A 24,787-nucleotide genomic window follows, 5' to 3' on the forward strand; every position below is an offset into this window, starting at 1 on the left:
GGGGGGGGGGGGGGGGGGGGGGGGGGGGGGGGGGGGGGGGGGGGGGGGGGGGGGGGGGGGGGGGGGGGGGGGGGGGGGGGGGGGGGGGGTGGGGGTGGGGGGGGGGGGGGGGGGGGGGGGGGGGGGGGGGGGGGGTGGCCCCCCCCCCCCCCCCCCCCCCCCCCACCTCCGTGCCCCGAGGGGCTTTCGCATGGACGGCTACGACACGGAGGCCGCCGGCACGGCGTCCACCGTGCTCGTGGTCGACGACGCGGCGGCCAGCCGCTACGCGCTGGCTGCCGTACTGCGTCGTGCCGGTCACCACGTCGTCCCCGTCGCCAGTGCGGGGGAGGCGCTCGGCGAACTCGACGCGCGGCTGCGCGCGGGCACTCTGCCCGACGTGGCGCTCGTGGACGTCGGACTCCCGGACATGAACGGCCTCGAGCTGTGCCGGCGGCTCAAGGCCCAGTCCTCCACGGCCGGGCTGCCCGTCGTGCACTTCTCCGCCGCGTCCGCCGAACCGGGCTACCGCTGCCGGGGCCTGGACGCGGGCGGCGAGGCCTATCTGTCGGTGCCCGCCGAGCCCGAGGAGATCGAGGCGGTCGTCCGCGCGGCCGTGCGGGGCGCAAGGATCCGCTCGGGAGCCGAGGCCCTCGTGCGCCGCCTGACCCTGCTGTCCGAGGCGATCGTCGCCGTGCAGACCGCACGCTGCCTCACCGAACTCGCCGACGCCGCCGCCGAGGGGACCGCACGGCTCACCGGCACCCCCGCCGCCGTCTTCGTGCTCGCCGAGGACGGTGAGCTGTACGAGGGCAGATCCGGCGGCCGTTCGCCCGCCCGGGCCCAGCCGCGCCCCCGGGGAACCCCGCCGGACGGCAGCTCGCACGAGGCGGTGGCCGGGCTGATCCGCTCCTTCATGAACGGCCACACCGGGGTGCGCAGCACCGTCGTGCCCGCACCGCTGTGGCCCTCGGGCTTCTTCCGGCCCGGCGTCGGCGACGACGCCCGCCTGGTGCTCGCCCGGACCCACCACGAGCGGGCGCCGGTCTGCCTCGCCGTGCCCGCGCGGCACCCGCGCTCCACGGTCACCGACCCGCGCACCGAGGCGCTGGTCGTCCGGCTCGCCCAGGCCACCGCGCTAGCCGCCGAGCCGCTGCTCATGTACCAGGTCGAGCGCCACGTCGCGCTGACCCTCCAGCACAGCTTCCTGCCGCAGCCGCACCGGCTGCCCGAACTGCCCGGCGTGGACGTCGTCGTGCGGTACGTGCCCGCCTCCCGGCAGACCGAGATCGGCGGGGACTTCTACGCGGCGCTGAGCACCTCGTGCGGCGTGCTCACCGCGGTCGGCGACGTCGTCGGGCACTCACTGGACGCGGCCACCGTGATGGTCGAGATCCGGCACGCCCTGCGCGCGTACTGCGTCGAGGACCCCGACCCCGGCGCCCTGGCCCGGCGGCTCGACCGGATGCTCCAGCACTACCATCCCGACCTCACCGCCACGGTCTGCCTGGCCCTGGTCGAGCCGGCGAGCGGACGGGTCCGGATCGCCAACGCCGGCCACATCCCGCCGCTGGTCGTGGGCGACGACGGCACCGCCTCCTACATCAAGGCGAGCGGTCCGCTGCTCGGCCTCGGGCTGGACCACCCGGCGCCCACCGAGGCCGTCCTGATGCCCACCGACCGGCTGTTGATGGTGACGGACGGCCTGATCGAGACGCGGGGCACCGACCTCGCCGTCTCCATGGAGCAGCTGCGCACCGCCGCCGCCGACGCCCCGCCCGGTGCCGCCGCCCTCTGCGACACGCTCCTGGACTGCTTCGGCCGCGACCGGGAGGACGACATCGCGCTGCTCGCGCTGCGGCTAGGGTGACCGGGACGTCCCCCTGGAACAGGAGTGCCCATGCCGCAGATCACCGTCGACTACTCCGCGACGCTCGCCGACGCCTTCGACCGCAGCGGGTTCGCGCAGGCACTGCACGCGGAGGTCGTGGACACGGCGGCCGCGAAGATCGCCGCCTGCAAGACGCAGTTCCGCCCCACCGAGGACACGGTCGTGGGTGCCGACGGCGACGGGCACGCCGTCGTGCACGTCACACTGGGGCTGCTCGCCGGGCGGACCGACGAGACCAAGGCGAAGCTGACCGAGGCCGTGCTGGAGCTGCTCAGGACGTATGTGAAGCCCGCCGGCGATCTCGCCCTGCACGCCTCGGCCGAGGTGCGCGACCTCGACCCGTCCTACCGCAAGTTCGAGGTCTGAGCCCGCGGGACTACGGTGCCGGGGGCGAGGCCAGTGAGATCAGCCGGACCGCGAGGTCGGTGAAGGGGCCGTCGGCCGGTTCGTGCGCGAACGTCCGCCGCAGCAGCGCGGCCAGTTCGGCGTCGTAGGCCGCGCTGACCGCGGCGAGCGCGGCGAAGTCCCGTACGAGCTGCGCCTCCAGCTCGTCGCGCGGGATCCGCCGCCCGTCCAGCCAGAGCAGCGCCGTCGACTCGGCGAGCGAGATCCACGAGCGGATCACCAGTTCGAGCCGGGCGGGCGGGTTCTCGACCCCGAGGTGCGCGAGGATCTGGACGTACGCGGCCTGGCGCACCGAGTCGATCAGCGCGTTGGTGGTCGACGAGCCGACCGCCGGGCCGCCGCGCATGAGCGCCGAGAAGCCGGGCCCGTGGTCGTCCACGAAGTCGAAGAAGCGGTGCATGACGCGCAGCAGCCGGGCGCCGAGCGGCCCCTCCCTGGGTTCGACGAAACGCCCCGCGAGGTCGTCGGAGGCCCGCTGCAACGCGGCCTCGTAGAGGCTCAGTTTGCCGGGGAAGTAGTGGTAGACCAGCGGCCGCGAGATGCCCGCGGCCGAGGCTATCTCGTCGATGGAGACCTCGTCGGGCGAGCGTCGGCTGAACAGGTCGAGGGCGACGCCGATCAGCTGCTGCCGTCGCTCCTCGACGCCCATCCTGCGGCGTACCCCGGTTGTCATACGACCACCTTACCGATCGGATCCGGCCCGGAACGGGCCGGTCCGGCCGGGGGTGTTCACATGTCCAGCACGATGCGTCCACCACGTGCCCGCGACACACAGATCAGCATCGAGTCGTCACGCTCCGCGTCCGTCAGCAGCTCGTCCCGGTGGTCGATCTCCCCTTCGAGGACGCGCTGTTGACAGGTCCCGCAGAACCCCTGCCCGCACGAGTACAGGGTGTCGGGCAGTTCCTCGCGCACGGCGGCGAGCACGGTGGAGCCGGCGGGGACGGTCACGGTACGGCCGCTGCGGCGCAGTTCGACCTCGAAGGCGTCGTCGCCCCCGGCCGGGGCGCTCGCGGTGAATCGCTCCAGATGCAGGGACGCGCCCTCGGGGAGACGGGCGGCGACCGCGTCCATCAGTCCGTCGGGGCCGCAGCAGTAGACCGCGGCGCCCTCGGGCAGCCCGCCGAACAGCCCGTCGAGGTCGGGCCGTCCGTCCGCGTCCTCGGCGACGACGGTGACCCGCCCGCCCCGCAGCTTCTCGATCTCCTCCAGGAACGGCATGGACGCCCGGGTCCGTCCGCCGTACAGCAGCTGCCACGGCACGTCCTCCCCGAGGGAGCGCAGCATCGGCAGGAGGGGCGTGATCCCGATGCCGCCGGCCACGAAGACGTACGCGGGGGCCGTCACGAGCGGGAAGCGGTTGCGCGGTCCGCGCACCTCGACCTCCATGCCCTCCTGGAGCTGTCCGTGCACCTCGCGCGAACCGCCGCGCCCGCCCTCGGCCTCGTCCACGAGCCGGGTCGCCACGGTGTACGACGAGGTGTCCTCGGGATCCCCGCACAGGGAGTACTGCCGCACGAGCCCGGAGGGCAGTACCAGGTCGAGGTGGGCGCCCGGGGTCCAGGCGGGCAGCGCGTAGCCCTCCAGGCGCAGTTGGACGACGCCGTCGGCGATCCGCTCGTGCCGGGTGACCCGCAGGCGCAGTGCCCGGGAGCGGGGCCGGCCCGAGACCGGTTCCGCCAGGGCGGGCAGCGGCCACAGCGGCGATGCCACGATCCGGCGGCGCAGTGCGCGCCGGACCAGCAGCGCGGTGCCGGCGACGGCCACGAGGGTGCGCAGCCGGGGTGTCACGAGGCACTCCGTTCCGCCGCCGTCGCCGCCGTCGCCGCGGGGGAGGCGGCGAGATAGGCGACCGCCTGCGCGGTCGAGCCCTCCTGGGACGGGTGGTAGGTGCGGCTGAGGTAGCGGGGAATGGACTTGAGCATGTCCCCGGTCGACGGCAGCACGCCTTCCTTCCCGCTCGCGTAGAAGTCCTTGAAGCCGGCCCGGCCCGCCGTCAAGGTGGGGTCGTTCTCCATGAAGAACCGCGTCCCGCGCTGCCACAGGAAGACCAGGGCCGTGAAGGCGGTCGCCCAGGTGCGCACCCGGCGCCGGTAGCCGCCGTCGAGGTGCTGGAACAGCTCGAACGCCACGGACCGGTGCTCGACCTCCTCCGCGCCGTGCCAGCGCAGCAGGTCCAGCATGGTCGGATCGGCTCCGCGCCGGTCCAGCTCCTCGGCGTTCAGCACCCAGTTGCCGAGGAACGCGGTGTAGTGCTCGATCGCCGCGATGACCGCGACCCGCTCCAGCAGCCACCACCTGGCGGCCCGGCCGGGCGGGAGGGTGCGGTCGCCGAGCAGCTTCTCGAAGAGCCAGTCGACCTGCGCGGTGTACGGCGTGGGGTCGAGGCCCAGCTCCTTGAGGTGCGGCAGCACCTCGTCGTGGGCCTGCGAGTGCATCGCCTCCTGCCCGATGAAGCCGATGACGTCCTCACGCAGCCGGTCGTCCCGGATGAGGGGCAGCACCTGCTTGTACACGTGCACGAACCAGCGCTCACCCGCGGGCAGCAGCAGGTGGAGCACGTTGATGGTGTGCGTGGTGAACGGATCGTCCGGCACCCAGTGCAGCGGGGTGTCCGCCCAGGAGAAGGACACCTTCCGCGCCGTGAGCGGGGTCCGCTCGGACTCGACCGGCCGGGGCAGCCGGGCCGTCGTCTGCTTGTTGGACATGGCGTCAATGTACTGACGGGTAGGCCGCGGGTGAACCCCTGTGCGGGGACTTGTTGACGCGAATGTCAGCAGGCCTGCCGTCGGGACGGGAGGGCGGCCGGGCGGCGCCGCGGTCGGCGCCGCCCGCAACCGCGGGGCGGGCGGCGGTCAGCGCAGTCCGGTGACCGACCTGCCGTTCGCCAGCTTCCCCGTCAGTTCGGCCTGCGCCCCCTGCTTCGCCCGGACGGCGAGCCGACTGCCCTGGGCCGTGCCCCGGACCCCGCCCGTCGCACTGATCGAGGCCGTGTCCCTGCTGCCGGCGGCGAGCAGGTACCAGGACCCGGCCGCCGACTTCCACAGCACCCCGGCCAGGACGTGCGGCTCGCGCGACCCGCAGGCGGGAGAGTCCTCGGCCTTCGCCGCGACCGCCCCGAAGCGCCCGCCGGGCGTGCGGAACTGCGCCAGCACCCGGGCGTCCGCACCGCGCCAGGTCTCCGCGCGGGTGCAGACCCAGTCGCCCGACCCGCTCGCGTCGGGCAGCGGCTGCCGTGCGAACTGCCAGGCGTTCACGGCCCGTACGCCCTGGGAGCGCACCGAGGCGAGGGAGCAGGCGAAGGGCGACCAGCTCTCCGGCGAGGCCTCGTGCGGCGCGGCCGGCCGTCCCGCGGTGAGATGGGCCGGAGTGAGTTCCCCGAGGTCGCTCAGCAGGCGCGGGCCGGCCGCGCCCGGGCCGCCCGTCAGCTGCAGCGTCTGCCAGGAGCGGCACGCGCCGGTCTGCTGTGCGGGGCTGGCCAGCGGACCGGTCACGCCGTCCGCCGACAGCCCCAGGTCGACCGGGGCGTCCGCCGGCCGGAGCAGGTCCCGTGTCGCGGCGGCGCGCACCCACGGCGCCGTCAGATACCGGACGTTGCCGTCCGCCCGGTCGAGGACCACCGCGCTCGACTCCGCGTCGCTCGCACCGTCCACCCGCGCGAAGTCGAGGGCGGCGCCGCTCGTGGCGTCCTTCGGCTCGGCGTACCGGACGATGCGCAGACCGTCGTACAGCAGCACCACGCGCGCGGAGTCCACGTCGCCCGCGTACAGGAGCTGCGGCGGCCCGGGGGGAGCGCCGGAGGGCGTGCCCGGCGTCGCCGAGACCTGCACGGTCTCCCCGGGGCGGGCCCACACGGCGAGCGCCCGCCGCAGCAGCGCCTCGTCCCCGGTGAGGCCGCCGCGCGCGGGCCACACGGAGAAGTCGGTGCGCGCGGACGACTGCCAGGCGGTCGCGGGCACCTTGACCACCTGCGCCGGGTCCAGTGCCGCCTCCGCGGCCGGGTTCTGCGCGTACGCGGGTGCGGCGGCCCCGTCCGGGCCCCAGCCGTCGCCGGGCAGGCCGAGCAGCGCGCCGCAGACCGCGACGGCCGCCGCCGCGGCGAGCGCGGCCCGCATGTGCTGCCTGCGCCGCATCAGGTCGGTGGGCCGGGCGTGCAGCGAGCACGGGTCGAACTCGGGGGAGAGCAGCAGCCCGTCCCGGGCCGTCACGTTGCCCGCCTCGGTGAGCGCCGCACCCGGCTCCGCGACGCCCGCGGCGTCGAGCACCTCGCGCACATCGGCGTCGGACAGTCGCTCCAGCGCGCGCAGCACGAAGGCCGCTCGGGCGGGTCCGGTGAGCTCCGACAGCCGCTGGTCCAGGGCGAGTTCGTCGGCGCCGCCCGAGCGCGGGAAGAGCCGCAGGCCCCACACCTGTGGAAGCAGCGGGGGCAGCTGCGACCGCTTGGGCCAGGCCATCCGCTTCAGGGGGAGGCCCGCGTCCAGTGCGCCGCGCACCACGTGCAGGCGCACGACGACATAGCCCGGGTCACCCTCGCGGGCCCCCGACTGCGCGGGGATCAGGGTCGCGGCGGTCCGCCCGCGCGGCAGGGCCCGCTGGGTCAGGGCGTGCGCCGTCAGCACCCGGCGGTTGCGGCCGAGGCCCGGCGGCAGCACCAGATAGGCGAGCCGGACGAGCCGCGGATAGTGCTCGACGAGCGCGGCCTCGGCCTGCTCGATGTCGACGGCCGATTCGGGCGCGGGGCGCGGGGCTACATCCTGTGACTGCACGTTCAGCAGAACGAGCGAACGGTGTGTTGGTCACCTGGACCCGCGGGAAGCGGACCGGGGCTTTACGCGTCGGGCTCCACGAGCAGCCGCGCGTAGTTCGCCATCGACCGCTGGTAGCGCGGCAGATGCGGAGCCAGGGCGCCCAGCACCAGGGCCAGGCCCTCGCGCTCGCGGCCCAGGTCGGCCAGGCACAGCGCGAGACAGGCGCGCACGGCGTCGTCCAACTCGTCGGAGGGGGCGACCAGTTCGGGGGTGAGGAGGTGGACGCCCTCCTCCGGCTCCCCGATGTTCCGCAGCGAACTGGCGAGTTGGATCCTGGCGCGCCGGCCGCGGTAGCCGTCGAGGCCGCCGTCCAGGGCCCGGCGGTACAGCGGGACCGCCCGGTCCGAGTGACCCGTCGAGTCCCAGGCGCCCGCCTGCTCGAAGAGGCCGACGGGACTGTCGTCCGGCAGTTCGGCGACGAGGTCGTCGATCACCGCCCGGAAGTCCGCCGCGTGTGCCTGGTCGTAGTCGTCGAAGGTGGCCCAGGCGGCAGCCACGCGCTTTTCCCAGTCGTCGTTCACGGGCCCACCCTCGCACAGGCGTGCCCCGGCGGACCATCGGGCCGGTGATCTTCCGGCCGTACCGCTCCCCGGCCCGCGCACCGCCCCGACGGAAGGTCCGCTCCGCGGCCCGACGGCAGGTCCGCTCTCCCGCCCACGCGCCGACCGAGGGCGGTCGGCCCCGCCCGCGCAACCGCCGGGCCCGCCACCGCGGAGGGGTCCCGCGGCACCCGTCGCCCCGAATCGGTGCCGTCGGGCCCCGGGGGCGACCAGACTGGGCGGGACCGTCCGGCAGGTCCGGGCGGCGGCGATTGAGCACGGGGCGTGCGGGAGCCGTATCGAAGGCGGGGCCCCCGCCGGGGCTCCCTGCGGCGTGGGCCGGGACCGTCACCACGGGGGCGGTCCCGAGCCGGCGGCACCGGCCGTGCCCGGCACCGTGCGCCGCGGCGGACCGCTCGTCCGTGCGCCCCCCGTCCCGACGGGTGCGGCGCGGGACCGGACCGGTGTCCGTGCTGAAACGGTGCGTACGAAGCCGGCGAGTTCTCGTCGCCGGAAGGGACCGGAGGAACGTATGAGGGTGACGCGCGAGAGGCTCGCGGTCGGAGCGACCGGGGCCGTGGCGGCACTGCTGCTGCTCACCGGCTGCGGCGGGTCCGGCGACGCCGGCGCCGGGGACGACAAGGTCCCGGCCACGGCCACCGGCAGCCTGGAGCACCTGGCCTCCGAGGCGAAGTGCAAGCCGGACATCCAGACGGACGCGGCAGAGATCCGCCAGGCCGTCTGCAGGAACACCGACGGCAAGTTCATTCTCGCCACCTTCGCCACCGACCGGGGCCAGCGTGAATGGCTGAACGACGCCAAGGACTACGGCGGTTCGTACCTCGTCGGCAGCAAGTGGGTCGCCGTGGGCGAGGCGAAGACGGTCACCGCACTGCGCGGCCGGCTCGGCGGGACCCGTGAGGAGGGGGCCTCGCACCACTCGGGCGGCAGCGGCGGCGCGGGTGACGAGACCGCGCACTCCGGTCACCACAGCGGCTGACCGCGCCGGAGGAACGGCGAAGGGCCGGTGGCGGGATCTCCCGCCACCGGCCCTTCGGCTGACCGGCTCAGCCGGTCACTTGCACTTCCTGCCCGTGTTGATGCAGTTGACCATCTTGTTCATCAGGTTCTCGTCGAAGACGTTGATGAAGTCGTCGTGGTCGGTGCTCGCCTTGTGCAGCTGTTCGGGGAATCCGTCCACCGCGTAGGCGTTCTTGACCTGTCCGTTCTCGATGGTCGGCGCCGGGACGTCGTAGACCAGGCGCATCGTCAGCTGCGGGATCGCCTTGAAGCCGTTGGCGCAGTTGCCCTGGGCGTCGGCGAACGCCACGTGCGTCCGGTGGTTGGCGCTGTCGATGTTCTGGCCGTCCCAGCAGCTCTGGAAGGCGAACGAGCGGACCACGCTGCTGCCCTCGGGGCAGATCGGGTACTGCTCGGTCAGCTGCACCTTGTTCTCGAAGCCGGTGCAGCTCCAGTGCGCGTTGGCGTTCGCGAGACCGTTGGTGAGGGTCTTGGCGTCGCCGGTGATGATGCGCAGGAACTTCGGCATCGCGACGACCTTGCTGCGCGGGTTGCCGACGAACTTGATCGACGCCTGCTTGGTCTGCTGGATCCGGCCGACGTTGCCTTCCTTGCCGCCGCCGTCGTTGTTCTGGTCGAAGTCCTGGGTGCCGTCCTGGACACGCACCACCGGCCAGTAGTACGACGACTTGTCACCCTGGTTCGCGCAGCTGGTCTCGGCCGCGGCGAAGGTGTCGTTGTTGGCGAAGGCGTCGTTGGACTGGTTGCCGACGTAGTCGTGCAGGTGGTGAGCGCCGTTGGTGACACCGGGCGCCACGATCACGTTGTCGGTGTTGAACTTCTTGTTGGCGTTCACACCGCAGGAGCTGGTGAAGGTGCCGGACGAACCGCCGGACCGGGTCCGCGGCTTGCGGGCCACGTTCGGCTGGACGGTCGTGATGTCGACGAAGTCGGCCGCGACGGGACCGTTGCCGGCCTGTCCGCCGTTGCCCTGCTGCTGACCGCCGTCCTGGCCGTCACCGTTCTGGTCCTGACCGTCGCCCTGGTCCTGGCCGTCACCGTTCTGGTCCTGACCGCCGTCGGCCTGGCCGTCACCGTTCTGGTCCTGGCCGTCACCGGCCTGGCCGTCGGTGGTCTGCGGCGGATCCGCGGGCACCCCGGTGCACGGCGCGAGGGCGTCCAGCGAGCTCGGCGCGGCGGCGCCCACCCGCTTGAAGTCGATCTTGATGCGTTCGATCGTGGCGGTCCGCTTGTCCTTCAGCGGGCCCAGGATCGAGTTCTGGACGAAGCCGGCGTCCTTGGTCGCGGCGTCGCGCGTGGCGGCGAGCCGGGCGTAGGCCTCGGTGATCTGCTTGTCGAGGGTCGCCAGCTCCCTGTCGACGCCGGAGCGCGCGCGGTACGGGACCTTGGTCAACTGCTGTCCGACGTCCGGGCACTTGATGGTGGCCACCTGAGCGGCGGCGGCCTTGGTGTCGTTCTGCGCCGAGTTCTCCTCATGCGCGGAAGCGTAGAAATTCGCCCAGACCAGCCCGCCACCACCGATCGCCAGCGCCGCCGATGCGGCTATGGCGCGGACGGCAAGCGGTGAACGGCGTTTTCGTGTGTTGCGTCCCATGGAACTCCTCTGACTTCCTTGCGGGGCAGCGAGGCGCCCGACAGGAGTGAAGCGGCTCCCTTCCATACGCGTGGGGCGTGTGGGGTGTTCAGAAACCCCGGAAGAAGTTGGAAACCCATGAGGACGATTCCGGCACAAGAGGGCTCAGAACGCCGCCAAATCAAGTGAGTTGATCTCCCCGCGCAGGTTTGAACCATGTTCAGTGCCGTTCGGTGCGGGGGATTCCCCGGTCGCTGTGGTGCCCCGCCCCGCGGCGCCGCGTCCGCGATCCCGCCCGCGCTCAGCGCCCTCGGTCCAAATGGGCGAGCACCGCGAGGACGCGCCGGTTGTCGTCGTCCGACACCTCCAGGTCCAGCTTGGCGAAGATGTTGGACGTGTGCTTCGCGATCGCCCGCTCCGTGACCACGAGTTGGCTCGCGATGGCCGCGTTCGAGCGCCCCTGCGCCATCAGTTCCAGCACCTCCCGCTCGCGCGGGGTGAGCCGCCCGAGCCCGCCGTCACCCGTCGCCCGCCGGGACAGCAGCTGCTGGATCACCTGCGGATCCATGGCCGTGCCGCCCGCCGCGACCCGCCGTACGGCGTCGATGAACTGCTCCGCGTCGAAGACCCGGTCCTTGAGCAGGTAGCCGACGCCGCCCGTGCCGTCGGCGAGCAACTCCCGTGCGTACAGCTGCTCCACGTGCTGGGAGAGCACCAGCACCGGGAACCCCGGTGTCCTGCGGCGTGCCTCCAGCGCGCACTGCAGCCCCTCGTCCGTGTGCGAGGGCGGCAGCCGTACGTCGACCACGGCGATGTCCGGTGCCGACTCGGCGAGCGCCCGGCTGAGTTCGGGGCCGCTCTCCACGGCCGCGGCGATCTCGAAGCCGTACGCCTCCAGCAGCCGGACCAGCCCGTCGCGCAGCAGGAACAGGTCCTCGGCTAGGACAACGCGCACGGGATCTCCATGGTCACCATCGTGGGACCGCCCGCGGGACTGCTGACGGCCAGGACACCGTCGAATGTACCGAGCCGCCGCTCCACCCCCCAGAGCCCGGAGCCCGCTCCGACGACCGCCCCGCCGCCGCCGTTGTCGGTCACGCAGATCCGCAGCATGCCCTCCGTGTGGTGCAGGTCCACCCAGAACCGGTCGGCGCCCGCGTGCTTCACCACGTTGGTGAGCACCTCGCTGACCGCGAAGTACGCCGCCGACTCCACGGGGGCGTCCACGCGGCCGTCCAGATCCACCGCCACCTCTCCCGCGAGGGGCAGCCGCAGCGCCAACGCCCTTACCGCGTCGCCCAGTCCGCGCTCGGCGAGAACCGGCGGATGGATGCCCCGCACCAGGTCGCGCAGCTCGGCCAGAGCGTCGGCGGAGGACCGGCGGGCCCGCGCGAGCATCTCCCTGGCCCCGGCCGGGTCCTTCTCGATCAGCGCCTCCGCGGTCCCGAGATCCATGCCCATCGCGACGAGGCGCGCCTGCGCTCCGTCGTGCAGGTCCCGTTCGATCCTTCGCAGCTCGGCCGCCGACACGTCCACGGCGTCCCGCCGGCTGTCGGTCAACACCCTTACCCGCTGGGCCAGTTCGCTCTGCCCCGAGGCCAGGACGGAGCGGGCCAGCAGGAAGTGGAGGCGCAGGAGCGCGGGGCAGAACCGATGGGCCGCGAGGAGGAGCACGGCACCCAGCGCACCGGCGGCGAGCGCGGTGGCCGGGCCGGAGACCGGCACGAATCCGTACCACCAGCCGACCCGGGTGCCGTCCGTGAAGACCCGCCACAGACCGAGGGCCAGCGCGAAGCCCTCCAGCGGGTACAGCAGCAGCGCCGCCGGCAGCAGCGCCGTCACGAAGCCGGCGGTCATGGCGACCGGCAGCCACCGCAGATCCCGCCAGGTGGCCGGGTCGCCGAGCATGCCGAAGCAGCGCGCCCAGGGGTTGGCGCCCGCCGCGAGCGGCCGGTAACCCGTCGGGATCCGCACCCCGCACCACCGGGCGGCGAGGCTCCGCTGTCGGTCCGTGAGCGCCCGCACGCCGGTCAGCACCCAGGGCGTCGTGACGATCCCGATCCCGATCGGCACCAGCGCGACCGACACGACGCTCAGCACGAACAGGACGACCGACGCGGCGAATCCCCCCACGGCCAGGGCCAGTCCCCGTGCCCCCGCCAGGACGGCCTCCCGTGTCCTGGCCCGGACGTCACCACTCGCGGCCCGCGTCGTCTCCATGCGCCCAGTCTCGCCGAGCGGGTGCCCCGGGTCACTGGGCCTGGCCACCCGGCCGGGGTGTACTCAGGTGCACCCCGGCCCAGGGCCGTCCGGCACCCGGGTCACACCCCGAGCACCTTCGCCTCCACCGCGGGATCGAGGCCCACCACCGGCCGGTCGGACCGCTGCGGTGCGACGCCGCCGAGGGCCTGCAGCCAGCTCCACGTGTCGGCGACGGTCTCCGCCACGGGACGGGCCCGCAGCCCGGTCGCGAGGGCACGGGACACGTCCGCCCCGTGCAGGGCGTCGTGCAGGTCGCTGTCCGGCGGCACCCAGACGGGCAGCTGCGTCCAGGGCGCGATCCCCGCCTCCGCGATCGTCTCGGGGTTGGTCCACCGCAGGTCCGCCCGGCCCCCGGTCGCCCGGACGCACTCCTCCAGGAGTTCCCGCGTCGTCGTGTGTCCCCGCGGCGCCACCAGGTTGTACGCCCCGCTCGCCTCCTGCTCGACCGCCCCCAGGACCCAGTCGGCGAGGTCGCGGACGTCGACGTACTGGAGGGGGAGGTCCCGCGGGCCGGGCGCGAGCACCGGTCCGCCGCGCGCGATCCGGTTCAGCCACCACGGCAGCCGCCCGATGTTCTCGTACGGCCCGAGGATCAGCCCGCAGCGCACGAGCACCGAGCGCTCGGCGCCGAAGCTCTCCAGCACGGCGAGTTCACCGCCCCGCTTGTCGCGGGCGTAGTCCGTCTGCTCCGCGTCCGCCGACGCGTCCCCGACCGGCGCCGCGTCCTCGGTGTACCCGGCGGGCGGCGGCCAGGCGTACACCGAGCAGCTGGACACGTACACGTACCGCCCGACCCGGCCGGCCAGCAGCCGTGCCGTGTCCCGTACCGCCCGGGGTGCCGCGGACCAGGTGTCGACGACCACGTCCCACTCGCCCTCGGCGAGCGCCGCGAGGCCGTCGGGCGCGGTGCGGTCGCCGTGCAGGGTCCGCACGCCGTCGGGGGACTGCCCCCGCCCCCGGTGGAAGACGGTCACGTCCCAGCCGGCGGCGAGCGCCGACTCCACGACCGCGCGCCCCACGAACTCCGTACCGCCCAGCGTCAGAAGTCTCATGCCGAGGACTCTGCCCGCCGCACCGGCCGGACGGAACGGAGTTCTGCCGACAGGGAAGTCGAGGTCAGCGCACGGTCGGCGGGGCGTACTTGTAGCCCACCCGCCGCACCGTCTGGATCGCCTTGCGGTGCTCCGCGCCGAGCTTGCGCCGCAGCCGCGCGATGTGGACGTCGACGGTGCGGCCGTCGCCCACATGCCCGTAGCCCCACACGGTGGTGACGAGCTGGTCGCGGGTGTGCACCCGGTGCGGATGCGCGACGAGATGCGCGAGCAGCTCGAACTCCAGGTATGTCAGGTCGAGTTGACGGCCGTCGACATGCGCGGTGCGCTGCCCGGGATCGATCCGGACGAGGGACTCTGCGGCGTCCGCCGCGACGCTCCCCGTCTCCGGGACGTCGGGCACGGCGACCGGCAGCAGCGGCTGCTGGTCGGCCGGGACGAGGACCAGGTAGCCGACCATCGGCGGCCGGCCCGGCAGCGTCGGCAGGGTGTGCTGGGGAGCGGGCAGCCAGGTGGCCCCCGGCGGCAGGAAGTCGGCGACGTCGACCACCTCGTCCCGGTCCACGGCGCGCAGCCGGTGGCGTGGACCGGCCGGGGCCGAGGAGGTGAGGGTGCCGGCGGTGGAGAAGGTACGGGTGTTCGCCATGAGAGGTCAGCTCTTTCGCGCGAGGAGTCGTCGTGTGAGGCGACGGCCGCGAGTTCGTGGTCGCGGCGGTCGGGAGACGTACGTCGTGCGCGCTGGCCGAAGGCCGGGGTGGACGGCTTTAGAGGGCCCGCGCGTTCATCGCGCGACAACACACCCGGTCGAAGTCGTGGTGCTGACGGGAGGGCCAGAAGGGCTCGAGGTCGTGGCGACCCGTCGCGGTGTACTCCTGGAAGCCTGCCATGGCCCCATTGAAGCAGATGACCCCCGTCCGGAGCAGATCCTGTACGGACCTTCTCGGCACGTGATACGCCGCCCGGGCGGGATCCCGCCGTCCCCGCTCCGCCGGGGAACGCCGAAGGGGCGCCCGCCGGTCCGGCGGGCGCCCCTTCCCGGGCGGCGGGGGATCAGACCTGGGCGGCCTTCTCCAGCGCGGTGCAGCAGGTGTCGACGAGGAGGCGCGTCACCACGTACGGGTCGACGTTGGCGTTCGGACGACGGTCCTCGATGTAGCCCTTGCCGTCCTTCTCGACCTGCCAGGGGATGCGGACCGAGGCACCGCGGTTGGAGACGCCGTAGCTGTACTCGTTCCACGGGGCGGTCTCGTGCAGACCCGTCAGACGGTCGTCGATGCCGGCGCCGTAGTTCTTGACGTGGTCGAGCGGCTTCGAGCCCTCGCCCAGCGACTCGCACGCGGTGATGATCGCGTCGTAGCCCTCGCGCATCGCCTTGGTGGAGAAGTTGGTGTGCGCGCCCGCGCCGTTCCAGTCGCCCTTCACCGGCTTCGGGTCCAGCGTCGCGGAGACGCCGAAGTCCTCGGCGGTGCGGTAGAGCAGCCAGCGCGCGACCCACAGCTGGTCGGAGACCTCCAGCGGGGCCAGCGGGCCCACCTGGAACTCCCACTGGCCGGGCATGACCTCGGCGTTGATGCCGGAGATGCCCAGGCCTGCCTTGAGGCAGTTGTCCAGGTGCGCCTCGACGACGTCGCGGCCGAAGATCTCGTCCGAGCCGACACCGCAGTAGTAGCCGCCCTGCGCGGCCGGGAAGCCGCCCTCGGGGAAGCCGAGCGGGCGCGAGCCCTTGAAGAAGGTGTACTCCTGCTCGATGCCGAAGATCGGCTCCTGCGCGGCGAACCTCTCCGCCACCTCGGCCAGCGCGGCACGGGTGTTGGACTCGTGCGGCGTCATGTCGATGTTCAGGACCTCGCACATGACGAGGACGTCGTCACCGCCGCGGATCGGGTCCGGGTACGAGGCGACCGGCTTGAGTACGCGGTCCGAGGCGTGGCCCTCGGCCTGGTTGGTGCTCGATCCGTCGAAACCCCAGATCGGCAGCTCGGCACCCTTGGCGTCGTCGGCCAGTATCTTCGTCTTGGAACGGAGCTTGGCCGTCGGCTCGGTGCCGTCGATCCAGATGTACTCAGCCTTGAAGGTCACGGGGCCTCATCCTTTGCGGTGCAGCGGTATGCCGCGCAGCTTCGCAATACGTGATTTCCCGGCCGTTGCCCGTGTGTGAACCCCACGTTACGCCGGACCGGTGGCCCGGTCCGGCGGCGGGTGAGGGCCCGTTCAGCCCCGAGCGGCGAACACCCGGTGCAGTTCCAGAATCCGGCCGCGGGTCTCCGCCCGGTCGCCCAGCAGCAGTTTGTCGTTCCATTTCCACAGCAGTTCACCGGTCGTGTCGGCGATCATCCGGCGGAAGTACTGACTCGTCGACACGTCGGTCGCGGCGAAATGGTGCGCGCCCTCCTGGTCGATCAGCAGGAGGTATTCCTGTCGCGCCTCGTTGGCCTCCGGCAAATCGGACAGGGATCCGATTTCCCGGCAGGTGAATCGCTCACGGAAGTTCCGGGTGACGGACTGCTCCAGTGGCAGGACGTGCAGATGCGCGTGGTCGATTCCGCAGGCGGAACTCGTATTCGGGTCGCACATTCCGTGCTCGAATGCGACGACGTCCGACGCGTAGCCGTCGCGAATGACCGAGGTGACCTGCCGGCGCAGCATGTCCAGGGTCTCCAACGAGGCCGCGGGCAGAGCCGACATCGACAGGACGTGTTCGTCCGGGACGATGAGCACATGCCCCCGGGTCAGGGGGGCGACGTCGGCGACGACCACGAACCCGTCGCCCTGCGCCAGCAGCTCGCACGACAGCTCGTCCCGGCCGAACAGGCCGCGGAAGGGGGTGGCTTCGGCGTCGTCCAGCACATCGCACAGCAGGCACTGCGAGGTGGTCTCCGGCTCCGGCTCCGGCGCCCCGGGGATGCCCAGGGGCTGGATCGTCTCGACCGCCTGCGGGTGGCGGCCGGTGCCAGGAGAGAACTTCACGGCGGTGTGCATGATGATCCCGTTTTCTTCGAGCAATGAGTCGAGCGCCTCGTTGCGACCGTCGTGTTCGGCGAGCGCAACGATATGTCGGGCATTGATGCCTGCGGACCGGAGAGCGGTCATGCAATCGACCAGATGATGACCACTCAGTGCCACATCGTGCAACAGGACGGCGCGATCGCCCTTCTCGTAAAAACCCTCGACCGGGTTGTCGCGGTTGGGTCCGTACGGGCTCACATAGACCGCTGGGAAGGGTAGCAAGTCGGCCGCGGCACTCAAAATTCCGGTGGCCGCCACCTTGGAAACGGCGAGCAGCGTCGGTCGCATTGCCTTTCGGTTGACGAGTTCGGCCACATGGTAGGCGAGATGCCCTGCCAGAACCCGCTGGTCGAGGGATTCCGGAGCGACACGTGTCAGGTCGAGATAGCCCGCGACCGGTGTTTTCACCGTGTGCCCGACCCGCTCCTCGTGCCCGTACGTCAGGGCGTAGCGCCGCAGTATGTCGAGGACCTGCGCCTCGGGCAGCCTCGGGAAGGCCCGCGAGTCCAGCTGGTCGCACAGCACCCGTGCCTTGAGCCGTATCCGGTCCCGCGGTTTCGCCTGCGGGGCGAGGCGGGTGAGCAGACCCGCGATCCGCGCCCCGTTGCTGCTCACCGCGTCCAGGGTGCGCAGCCACGGCACGATCTTCGGCTCGATCTCCACCGACTCGTACACCGAGGGGTCCTGGTACGCGGCGGGCGAGCCCAGCCGCAGATGGACGACTCCGCCCAGGTCCGACGGCAGGTCGGGATCGCCGACGGTCACGATGGCCACCCGTGACTGACCCAGCCGGCCGGTGAACAGGCCGTACTCCAGAAGGACGTTGCTCGCGGGGGCGTAGGTCGTCGCCCCGCGCCGCGTGGTCCGGTCGTCCGGCGTGGCGATGATCAGCGCCCCGTCCGCCTCGTTGAGCAGCCGCAGCAGCGAGTCGAGCAGCGTCATCCCGGGCGGAAAGCACTGCTGGCTCCACCACAGCAGCGGTTCCACCCCCTGCCGTGCCAGGACGGCCGCCGCGGCCTGCGCGAACGGCCGGCCCTCCGTCGAGGAAGCTATGAACACGCGCGTCATGCGGGCTGCTCCTACCGCTCACCTGCCGCGGGCGCCGCCCAGCCGCGCCGCCCCCCGTGGTGCCCGGATTTTAGCCTCCGGCCACCCGCTCGGCCCCGTGTCCGAGCAGGCAGGGGCGGGTCCGCCGCGCCGGCGGACCAGGCCTGTGCCCGTTCGTATACGAGAAGCGCCCGGCCCGGGAGGGGCCGGAGGGCGGCGTGCGAGCCGCCGGACGCCGGGCACACTGTCCCGCATGACGACCCGCTCGAATCAGCTGCGTATCGGACTCTTCGGCGCCGGCCCGTGGGCCGAGCGCACCCACGCACCCGCCATCGCCGCGCATGCCGGCGTGGAGTTCGCCGGAGTGTGGGCCAGACGGCCCGAGGCCGCGAAGGCACTGGCCGAGGCGCACGGCACGACCGCGTACACGGGCGAGACCGGCGCCGACCAACTGCTCGCCTCCTGCGACGTCGCGGCCTTCGCCCTGCCGCCGGACGTCCAGGCACCGCTCGCCGCGCGGGCCGCCGCGGCCGGCTGCCATCTCCTGCTGGACAAACCGGCGGCGACGGACGTGGCCGCCGCCCGGGACACGGCCGGAGCCGCCGCGCGGGCCGGGGTCGCGTCCGTGGTGTTCTGCACGCTGCGCTTCGCCGCCGGAACCGCCGCCTGGATCGACGACCGGGCGGCGGAAGGCGGTTGGTACACCGCCCATGTGCGCTGGCTCGGTTCGCTGTTCGCGGACGGCAGCGACAGCCCGTACGCCGCGTCGCCCTGGCGGCGGGAGAAGGGCGGTCTGTGGGACGTCGGTCCGCACGCGCTGTCCCTGCTCGTGCCGGTGCTCGGCGAGGTGACCGTGGTGACCGCGGCCCGCGGACCCCGGGACACCGCGCATCTGGTCCTGCGGCACGCGTCCGGTGCGTCGAGCACGGCGACCCTGGGGCTGAGCGCGCCGCCGGGGGCCGCGGGGGTGAGCGTCGATCTCGTGGGCGAGCACGGAGTGGCCGCCCTGCCGGACTGGGGGGACGCGATCGGCTCGTTCCTCGCGGCGCTGGACGCGCTGGTGGACTCGGTGCGCACCGGACGGCCGCACGCGTGCGACCTGGCGTTCGGGGTGCGGATGACCGAGATCCTGGCCGAGGCCGAGGCACAACTGGCCCTCCGTCAGGGCGAGTCGTCCCTCCGGTGAGAGACCGGTGCGTCGGCGGGAGCGGTCCGCGGCCCTTGGGGGCGAGCCGCGGACCGCGTCGAGGGGGCCCGGTGAGACGGCTCCGGCCGAGCCCGCCGGCCCGGTGGAGCCGGCGCCGAGCGCGGGGGGCGGCGGCCTGCGGCCGTCCGGCGCCGGTGGTGCGGCGACCTTCCACCGGGCCGCTCCCGTACGACGGGCGGTGCCCGCCGCACGGAAGCGGAACCGGCTGCGGCGACCGCGGGGCCCGTTCGCGCGCGCGACCCTGCGGAAGGGCGCCACGGCACCGCCGCGGACTCCGCGGGGTCAGCCCACGCGCTCGATGCGGGCCTTGCGGATCAGGAACTTGCCGGGTTCCCGGACCTGTTCGAACGCCGCGTTGTTCAGCAGGACGCAGCTGCCCGACACCGAGGTGACCTCCACCGTCGTGGACTTGTTGTTGTCCAGGTTGGTCACCTTCAGCCGGGTTCCCGCCGGGAACTGGTTGCTGGACGCGGCCGGGGCGCCGTTCTCGCCGGAGAGCGTGACGGTCGAACCGGCGCACACCTGCTCACCGGCCGCGCCGCCGGCCTGCTCACCGCCCGCCTCCTGGCCTCCCGCGTCCTGGCCCGCGTCCCCGGCGCCGCCGCCGGGCGCGGTCTCCGCGGGAGCCGTCCCGGCGGGCGCGGTGGTCGCCGGCTGGGTGGCCTGGGAGTCCTGAGCCGACTCCCCGACCTCGCAGCCGGACGCCTCCTGCTGGCGCCCGATCTCCTTGATGACGGCCTCGCGGTTGGCGATCCGCGCCTCCGACTGCGCGTCGGGGGCGGCCCGTTGGGCGTCGATGAACCGCTGGTTGTTGCCGACCGCGGTGGCCAGTCCCTGGCAGACCGTCGAGTTCTGCGCGTTCTGGACCGGCGAGGCGTTCGACGTGGCCGCCAGGGCGAAGGCCCCGCCTCCGGCCACGGCGGCGGCACTGACCAGCAGGGCGAGCTTCTTCTTGGTGCTGAGCGTTCTCCTACGCGACATGCGCGCCTCCTGGATGCGGGGGGAGCGTGTACGCCGCTATGTACGAGATACCGAACGAGGTCACTCAATGGTCACGGAACCGGCCCGAGTGACGTGGGCCACACCCGGCGGTGGCGCCCGGTCAGCGGGACAGGGCGTCCCGCACCGCCTCCTCCGTACGGCCCACCACCGCGGTGCCGTCGTCCGCGGTGATGATCGGACGCTGGATCAGTTCGGGATGCTCCGACAGCGCCGTGACCCACCGAGCCCGTGAACCGGCGTCCCGCGCCCACTCCTTGAGCCCGAGCTCCGCGGCGGCGGCCTCCTGGGTGCGGGTGATGTCCCACGGTTCGAGTCCGAGGCGCTCCAGGACGTCCCTGATCTCGTCCTCGGCGGGCACGTCCTCCAGGTAGCGGCGCACGGTGTAGTCGGCGCCCTCGGCGTCGAGCAGGCCGACGGCGCTGCGGCACTTCGAACAGGCCGGGTTGATCCAGATCTCCATGCTCACACGGTACCCGGAACACCCCCTCCCACCTGCGTCACAGCTTCCGTCAAAGCCCTTGTGGCCAGCGGCTTTTGTCAGTGCCGCGCAGTAGAATAGAAGCAGTGTTCGAGGGTGCCGCCGGAGGTTCCGGCGAGGCCCTGACCGCGACAGGAGGATGCCCGTGCCCGCTGCCGCACTGAAGCCGAAGCCCACCCAGTCCACCGCCCGGAGGGCGGTCCCGCTCGACTCGCCGTACGAGCCCGTGGAGAAGCGCCCGCTGCCGCCGGGCCGCCCCCGCGACTGGTACGTCACCCACAACCGCCGGCTGAAGGCGATGCGTCTGGCGATCGCCCTGCTCGACTCCGGTGTCTACGTGCCGAACCAGGCCCGCAACGAGACGATCCGCGGCGCCGCGGCGCTCATCGGCGTCCACCCGCCGTCGGACACCACGTGCCACATGGTCAGGGCGCTGATGCGGTACGCCCGCTGATCCCAGCGCGGCGTCCCGCTGCGGGACGGGAAGGGGCGGCGGGGCGAAGAGGCCTCACCCCGCCGCCAGTTCCCGCTCCAGCGGCGTCCGGAACCGGGGCGTGACCCGGGCCGTGCCCAGCCACGCGGACAGCCGGGCGGCCTCCGCGGCGACGGCGTCACGGCCCTCCCGGCCGAGCCCTTCCGTCTCCGGCACCCGCCACACGACCTCCCCGTCGGGCCGCTGGGCCCAGCCCCCGACGACTTGTCCGTTCCACCACACCGTCGGTCCCACGTTCCCGCTCCGGTCGAAGAGGGCGGGCCGCAGGTCCGGCGCCAGGAACCAGTCGCGCTGCTGCCACCCCATGGCCGTCGGATCGAGGCCGGGCAGCAGCGCGGCCCACGGCTCCCCGGGCCCGTCCACCGGCCCCTCGTCACCGGCCGCCACGTACCCGGTGGTTCCGTCGTCGAGCGAGACGGCCACCGCGCCGACCGCCGCCAGCGCCCGGCGCACGTCCGTGACCTTCCATCCCGTCCACCACTTCAGATCCGCCTCCGAGGCGGGTCCGCATGCGGGCAGCCAGCACCGCAGCAGCTCCGACCGGGCCTCGGCGGGCGCCAGTTCGGGATGCGGCGGAGCCACGGCCCACCGGAACTGGCTCGATGTCCACGCGCCGAGCGGACGCCCCCGCACCACCCGCCCCTCGACGCCGAGGACCCGCATCAGCCGCGACGACACGGTCTGCGGACTCTCGTAGCTCCGGCCCGCCCCGTAGGTGAACCGCTCCCTCAACCGCGGCTCGTCCGCGGCGAGTTCGTTCACCGTGGCCTGGCCGCGCCGGGCCAGGGCGGCGAGCGCGGAGGCCTCGACCTCGGCGAGCCACTCCCCGGTCAGCCGCCCGTCGCTGCCGTTCCCCAGGTCCTTCACCAGTCCCGCCCGCGCCTTCGCGGCGAGGGCGAGTCCCGTCGAGGCGTGCACCACGGGCGCCAGCGCCGTGGGGAACACGAACACCGTGTGCCGCATGCCGTGCATCCGCACCAGCGTGCGGTCCTCGTACAGCGCCCGCTCCACCTCGCCCACGGTGCCGCCGGACTCGGCGAGCCGGGCGCCCACCGCGAGGTACACCGTGGCCGGATCGGTCCCGTGCAGGGCGACCAGCGACCCCGCGACCTCCTCGGGAGCGGCCGCGCGCGCCGGGCCCGCCAGCCGGTGCCGCAGCGCCAGCCGGGCCCGCCGCTCCGCCGCCGGGATGTGCCGCAGCCGTGCTCCCACGTCGCCTCCAACCGTTCCGCCACCCGGGTACCGCGCCCCGGCCCTTCCCCATCCTGTCGAACAAGCGGCCGCCCCGGCGGACACGTCACCCGATTGCCGTACCCGGCATGCGCCCGCCCCCTCAGGCGGCCTTCACTGGGGCGACCGGGGCAGAGCGGGCAGGAGCGGGGAAAGGCGGCGGCGATGGCCGGTCAGCGTGGACGAAAGCTCGTCGTGACGGCCTCCGTGGCCGCACGCCGCGGCTCATGACCGCGCCCGCCGACCGCGCCGAGAAGGGCAGGGCGGTCCGCAAACGCATCCCGCGCTCCGCGCACGGCGAATGGCTGGCCGCCGTGGACCGCCCCGACCCGGTCGGCGTACTCGAACGCCAGGGCCGCGACCGCCTCCAGGAGCTGCTCCCGATCCGGTACGGGCGGATGTCGGCATCCCCGTTCGCGTTCCTGCGCGGCGGCGCGGCCGTGATGGCCGCGGACCTCGCCGCCCGGCCGCACACCGGCCTCATCGTCCAGCTCTGCGGCGACGCGCACCTGCTCAACTTCGGCCTGTACACCTCACCGGAACACGCGCTGCTCTTCGACCTGAACGACTTCGACGAGACCTTCCCCGGGCCCTTCGAGTGGGACGTGAAGCGGCTGGCCGTCAGCCTCGTGGTGGCCGCCCGCGAGAACGGGCACAGCGAGGCCCGGGCCCGCCGCGCCGCACACGCCTGCGCCGCCGAGTACCGCCACGCCGTCCGCCGGCTCGCCGGCCGGGGCGAGCTGGCCGTCTGGTACGAACGCATCGACACCGACCTGCTGCTGCCGCTGGTCCGCTCCGCCGACCACCGCGGACGCATCGAGGCCAGCCTCGCCCGCGCCCGCCGCCGGACCAGCCTGCAGGCGCTCGGCAGACTCACCGAGACCGTCGACGGCGTGCCGCGCCTGGTCCAGGACCCGCCTCTGCTGGAACCGGCGGGACCCTCCGACACGGCCGCACTCCGCAAGATCTTCAGCGACTACCGCTCCACGCTCTCCGGGGAGCGACGGTTGCTCCTGGACCGCTACCGCTTCGCGGACGCCGCCCGCAAGGTCGTCGGCGTCGGCAGCGTCGGAGTCCGCTGCTTCGTCGTCCTGCTCGTCGGGCGGGACGCGGACGACCCGCTGCTCCTGCAGATCAAGGAGGCCGGCCGGTCCGTGCTGGAGGAGCACCTGCCCAACGGGCCCTACGACCACCCGGGCCACCGCGTCGTTGCCGGCCAACGGCTGCTCCAGGCGTCCGGCGACCTCTTCCTCGGCTGGATGTCGGGTCCGCAGGGACGGCCGTACTACTGGCGTCTGCTCCGCGACATGAAGGGCGCCGCGGACGTCGCGGGGATGAGTCCGGACGAACTCCGCGACTACGCCCGGCTGTGCGGGACGGTACTCGCCCGCGGCCACGCGCGTTCCGGCGACCGCGTCGCCATCGCCGGCTACCTCGGCGGCGCCGACACCTTCGAACGGGCCGTCGCGGACTTCGCCCTGCACTACGCGGACCAGAACGCCCTGGACCACGGGACCCTGTGCGCGGCCGTGGCCGCCGGCGTGGTCAGGGCGGCCCCCGGCGTCTGACACCGGTGCCCCGCGGCCCGCCCGGAGGAAATGAGGATGCACGCCCCGGGACCGCTTCCCTACGCTGGGCAAGCATTCCGGAGCCGCCGAACACCGCTTCCCGCCGGACCGGCATCAGGGCGCGGACTCGGGGCTAGTCTCTACGCACCGACGGACGGCCGCCCGTTCCCGGCGCCCTGTCGGAGCACCCGTCACGATCCAGTGAACCCACGCCCCCAAGGAGTCCCGTCATGGGCACCTTGATCATTTCGGCGACCATGATCCTGGTCGTCCTAGGTTTCTCCCACCACGTCCTGTGGCTGGCCGCGATCGCCCTGCTCTTCCTGTACGTCAGGTACGGGGGCGCCGGAGGAGGCGCGACCACCGCCTCCTCGCCGGGCGCACCCGCTGCCGGAGCCCCGGGAGGGTCCGCGGGCCGCGCGGACTCCAGCTACCGCGCCTACCGTGACCGCCGTGACCGGCAGGCCAGGTGGGAGCGCCGCTACCGCCGCGAACGTCCGCTCGAAGCGCGCCGTCAGGAGCGCGGGAAAGGCGGCTGATCCCCGGCCGGCCTCCCGCCGGCCGAGCGGCACGGCACCGGCCACCCCACCGGGGCGGGGCCCGGTCCGGGATCACCCCGGGGAACTAACCCAGCCCCGGGGCGCCCCAGACCGGGAACCACCGGCCCAGATCCCGTTCGATCCGCAGATCACCGGCGAGCACCGCCCTGATCTGCAGCTCCAGCGCGTTGTCGCGCCGCTGCTCCGCGCCGGGCAGCGGCGCGAAGGGGTAGAAGCTGCCGCGCTTGTAGAGGTAGACCAGGCCGAGCCGTCGTCCGCCGGCCTCCTCGAACCCGGCCACCGAACAGAGCAGTTGGGGTCCGAAGCCGGCGCTCTCCAGCGCGCCGTTGACCGCGTGCAGATCGTTCACCAGGGCGGGCAGGTCCTCGGGCGACCGCCGGGAGACCAGCCACGCGTACCCGTAGTCGTCCCGGTCGAGCTCCACCGGCATCCGTCCCGCCTCCGCGTCCAGCAGCGCCCGCGCCTCGCCCTGAGCCGCGCCGAACGCGGCGCCCTCGACGGCCGCGCAGCACACCGCGCCGGTCCCCGTCGGCACGAATCCGGTGGCCGCCTGCAGGGTCACGGCCGCGGACGGCAGGCCGAACAGCCGGTCGAGGTCGGGGTCCACCGCCCGGGTACGGCCGAGCAGCACGTCCAGGAACCCCAT

Annotated in this window: 24 protein-coding genes; 7 read left to right on the forward strand and 17 right to left on the reverse strand. The window is 73.5% G+C overall.

The window, feature by feature from the left end; translation table 11 throughout:
* Positions 1-190: 190 nt before the first annotated feature.
* Together ACZ4NT_RS35270 and ACZ4NT_RS35275 are read left to right on the forward strand one after the other, a co-directional pair.
* The gene (locus tag ACZ4NT_RS35270) at positions 191-1,849 is read left to right on the forward strand and encodes a SpoIIE family protein phosphatase (RefSeq protein ID WP_467729267.1); all 1,659 of its coding nucleotides are present in this window, start codon (positions 191-193) and stop codon (positions 1,847-1,849) included.
* A 30-nt stretch (positions 1,850-1,879) separates the two neighbouring features.
* Entirely contained in the window at positions 1,880-2,236 is a 357-nt protein-coding gene (locus ACZ4NT_RS35275; protein ID WP_121403396.1) for a 5-carboxymethyl-2-hydroxymuconate Delta-isomerase, read from the forward strand.
* 10 nt (positions 2,237-2,246) lie between these two features.
* Here the strand turns inward: ACZ4NT_RS35275 and ACZ4NT_RS35280 are convergent, their stop codons facing one another.
* The 5 genes from ACZ4NT_RS35280 to ACZ4NT_RS35300 all read right to left on the reverse strand — a co-directional run bounded on the left by ACZ4NT_RS35280 (position 2,247) and on the right by ACZ4NT_RS35300 (position 7,622).
* Positions 2,247-2,948, reverse strand: a complete 702-nt coding sequence (locus ACZ4NT_RS35280) for a TetR/AcrR family transcriptional regulator (RefSeq protein ID WP_121403397.1) — start codon at positions 2,946-2,948, stop codon at positions 2,247-2,249.
* Positions 2,949-3,004: 56 nt separating this feature from the next.
* Positions 3,005-4,066, reverse strand: a complete 1,062-nt coding sequence (locus ACZ4NT_RS35285; RefSeq protein WP_121403398.1) for a PDR/VanB family oxidoreductase — start codon at positions 4,064-4,066, stop codon at positions 3,005-3,007.
* Positions 4,063-4,983 (reverse strand): metal-dependent hydrolase, encoded by a 921-nt coding sequence (locus tag ACZ4NT_RS35290; protein ID WP_467729270.1) that lies wholly within the window; start codon positions 4,981-4,983, stop codon positions 4,063-4,065. The genes ACZ4NT_RS35285 and ACZ4NT_RS35290 overlap by 4 nt, the downstream gene beginning before the upstream one ends.
* Positions 4,984-5,130: 147 nt before the next feature.
* Entirely contained in the window at positions 5,131-7,041 is a 1,911-nt protein-coding gene (locus ACZ4NT_RS35295; RefSeq protein WP_467729272.1) for a hypothetical protein, read from the reverse strand.
* A gap of 62 nt (positions 7,042-7,103) precedes the next feature.
* Positions 7,104-7,622 (reverse strand): tetratricopeptide repeat protein, encoded by a 519-nt coding sequence (locus ACZ4NT_RS35300; RefSeq protein ID WP_183116945.1) that lies wholly within the window; start codon positions 7,620-7,622, stop codon positions 7,104-7,106.
* 532 nt (positions 7,623-8,154) lie between these two features.
* Between ACZ4NT_RS35300 and ACZ4NT_RS35305 the strand changes: the two genes are divergently transcribed.
* Positions 8,155-8,622, forward strand: coding sequence for a hypothetical protein (locus tag ACZ4NT_RS35305; RefSeq protein WP_467729274.1), 468 nt, complete (start codon positions 8,155-8,157; stop codon positions 8,620-8,622).
* 75 nt (positions 8,623-8,697) lie between these two features.
* Here the strand turns inward: ACZ4NT_RS35305 and ACZ4NT_RS35310 are convergent, their stop codons facing one another.
* The 8 genes from ACZ4NT_RS35310 to ACZ4NT_RS35345 form a co-directional block, all read right to left on the reverse strand.
* Complete coding sequence (locus ACZ4NT_RS35310) at positions 8,698-10,257, reverse strand: DUF1996 domain-containing protein (RefSeq protein WP_467729276.1); 1,560 nt, start codon at positions 10,255-10,257, stop codon at positions 8,698-8,700.
* Positions 10,258-10,537: 280 nt separating this feature from the next.
* Positions 10,538-11,191 carry a response regulator transcription factor gene (locus ACZ4NT_RS35315; RefSeq protein WP_121403404.1) on the reverse strand — a complete coding sequence of 218 codons (654 nt, stop codon included), beginning with the start codon at positions 11,189-11,191 and terminating at the stop codon, positions 10,538-10,540.
* Positions 11,176-12,456 carry a sensor domain-containing protein gene (locus tag ACZ4NT_RS35320; protein ID WP_121403405.1) on the reverse strand — a complete coding sequence of 427 codons (1,281 nt, stop codon included), beginning with the start codon at positions 12,454-12,456 and terminating at the stop codon, positions 11,176-11,178. Before ACZ4NT_RS35320 ends, ACZ4NT_RS35315 begins: the two co-directional genes overlap by 16 nt.
* A 101-nt stretch (positions 12,457-12,557) precedes the next feature.
* Positions 12,558-13,550 carry an NAD-dependent epimerase/dehydratase family protein gene (locus tag ACZ4NT_RS35325; RefSeq protein WP_121403406.1) on the reverse strand — a complete coding sequence of 331 codons (993 nt, stop codon included), beginning with the start codon at positions 13,548-13,550 and terminating at the stop codon, positions 12,558-12,560.
* Between the two features lie 64 nt (positions 13,551-13,614).
* A complete protein-coding gene (locus tag ACZ4NT_RS35330; RefSeq protein ID WP_121403407.1) occupies positions 13,615-14,196 on the reverse strand; it encodes a winged helix-turn-helix domain-containing protein in 582 nt (193 codons plus the stop codon).
* 118 nt (positions 14,197-14,314) lie between these two features.
* Positions 14,315-14,437: a hypothetical protein gene (locus ACZ4NT_RS35335; RefSeq protein ID WP_467729281.1), complete on the reverse strand. Its 123-nt coding sequence runs from the start codon at positions 14,435-14,437 to the stop codon at positions 14,315-14,317.
* 163 nt (positions 14,438-14,600) lie between these two features.
* A complete protein-coding gene (glnII, locus tag ACZ4NT_RS35340) occupies positions 14,601-15,629 on the reverse strand; it encodes a glutamine synthetase (RefSeq protein WP_467729283.1) in 1,029 nt (342 codons plus the stop codon).
* Positions 15,630-15,761: 132 nt separating this feature from the next.
* On the reverse strand, positions 15,762-17,624 hold the full coding sequence (locus tag ACZ4NT_RS35345; RefSeq protein ID WP_467729285.1) for a TIR domain-containing protein: 1,863 nt from the start codon (positions 17,622-17,624) through the stop codon (positions 15,762-15,764).
* A gap of 232 nt (positions 17,625-17,856) precedes the next feature.
* On the opposite strand from ACZ4NT_RS35345, the gene ACZ4NT_RS35350 reads away from it, so the two are divergent.
* Complete coding sequence (locus ACZ4NT_RS35350) at positions 17,857-18,789, forward strand: Gfo/Idh/MocA family protein (RefSeq protein ID WP_467729287.1); 933 nt, start codon at positions 17,857-17,859, stop codon at positions 18,787-18,789.
* 303 nt (positions 18,790-19,092) lie between these two features.
* On the opposite strand, the gene ACZ4NT_RS35355 is transcribed toward ACZ4NT_RS35350, so the two are convergent.
* On the reverse strand, positions 19,093-19,791 hold the full coding sequence (locus ACZ4NT_RS35355; RefSeq protein WP_467729289.1) for an RlpA-like double-psi beta-barrel domain-containing protein: 699 nt from the start codon (positions 19,789-19,791) through the stop codon (positions 19,093-19,095).
* Positions 19,792-19,912: 121 nt separating this feature from the next.
* Positions 19,913-20,272, reverse strand: a complete 360-nt coding sequence (locus ACZ4NT_RS35360) for an ArsC/Spx/MgsR family protein (RefSeq protein ID WP_467729291.1) — start codon at positions 20,270-20,272, stop codon at positions 19,913-19,915.
* A 163-nt stretch (positions 20,273-20,435) separates the two neighbouring features.
* On the opposite strand from ACZ4NT_RS35360, the gene ACZ4NT_RS35365 reads away from it, so the two are divergent.
* Positions 20,436-20,744 (forward strand): hypothetical protein, encoded by a 309-nt coding sequence (locus ACZ4NT_RS35365; RefSeq protein ID WP_121403414.1) that lies wholly within the window; start codon positions 20,436-20,438, stop codon positions 20,742-20,744.
* A gap of 54 nt (positions 20,745-20,798) precedes the next feature.
* On the opposite strand, the gene ACZ4NT_RS35370 is transcribed toward ACZ4NT_RS35365, so the two are convergent.
* Positions 20,799-21,995 carry a winged helix DNA-binding domain-containing protein gene (locus ACZ4NT_RS35370; RefSeq protein WP_467729293.1) on the reverse strand — a complete coding sequence of 399 codons (1,197 nt, stop codon included), beginning with the start codon at positions 21,993-21,995 and terminating at the stop codon, positions 20,799-20,801.
* 245 nt (positions 21,996-22,240) lie between these two features.
* Here ACZ4NT_RS35370 and ACZ4NT_RS35375 point away from each other — a divergent pair, with 245 nt between their 5' ends.
* Together ACZ4NT_RS35375 and ACZ4NT_RS35380 are read left to right on the forward strand one after the other, a co-directional pair.
* Entirely contained in the window at positions 22,241-23,581 is a 1,341-nt protein-coding gene (locus ACZ4NT_RS35375; RefSeq protein WP_121403416.1) for a DUF2252 domain-containing protein, read from the forward strand.
* 230 nt (positions 23,582-23,811) lie between these two features.
* Positions 23,812-24,120 carry a hypothetical protein gene (locus tag ACZ4NT_RS35380; RefSeq protein WP_467729295.1) on the forward strand — a complete coding sequence of 103 codons (309 nt, stop codon included), beginning with the start codon at positions 23,812-23,814 and terminating at the stop codon, positions 24,118-24,120.
* Positions 24,121-24,205: 85 nt separating this feature from the next.
* Here the strand turns inward: ACZ4NT_RS35380 and pspAB are convergent, their stop codons facing one another.
* A complete protein-coding gene (gene pspAB, locus ACZ4NT_RS35385; protein WP_467729297.1) occupies positions 24,206-24,787 on the reverse strand; it encodes a PspA-associated protein PspAB in 582 nt (193 codons plus the stop codon).

The sequence above is a fragment of the Streptomyces sp. NPDC026417 genome, assembly GCF_055567695.1.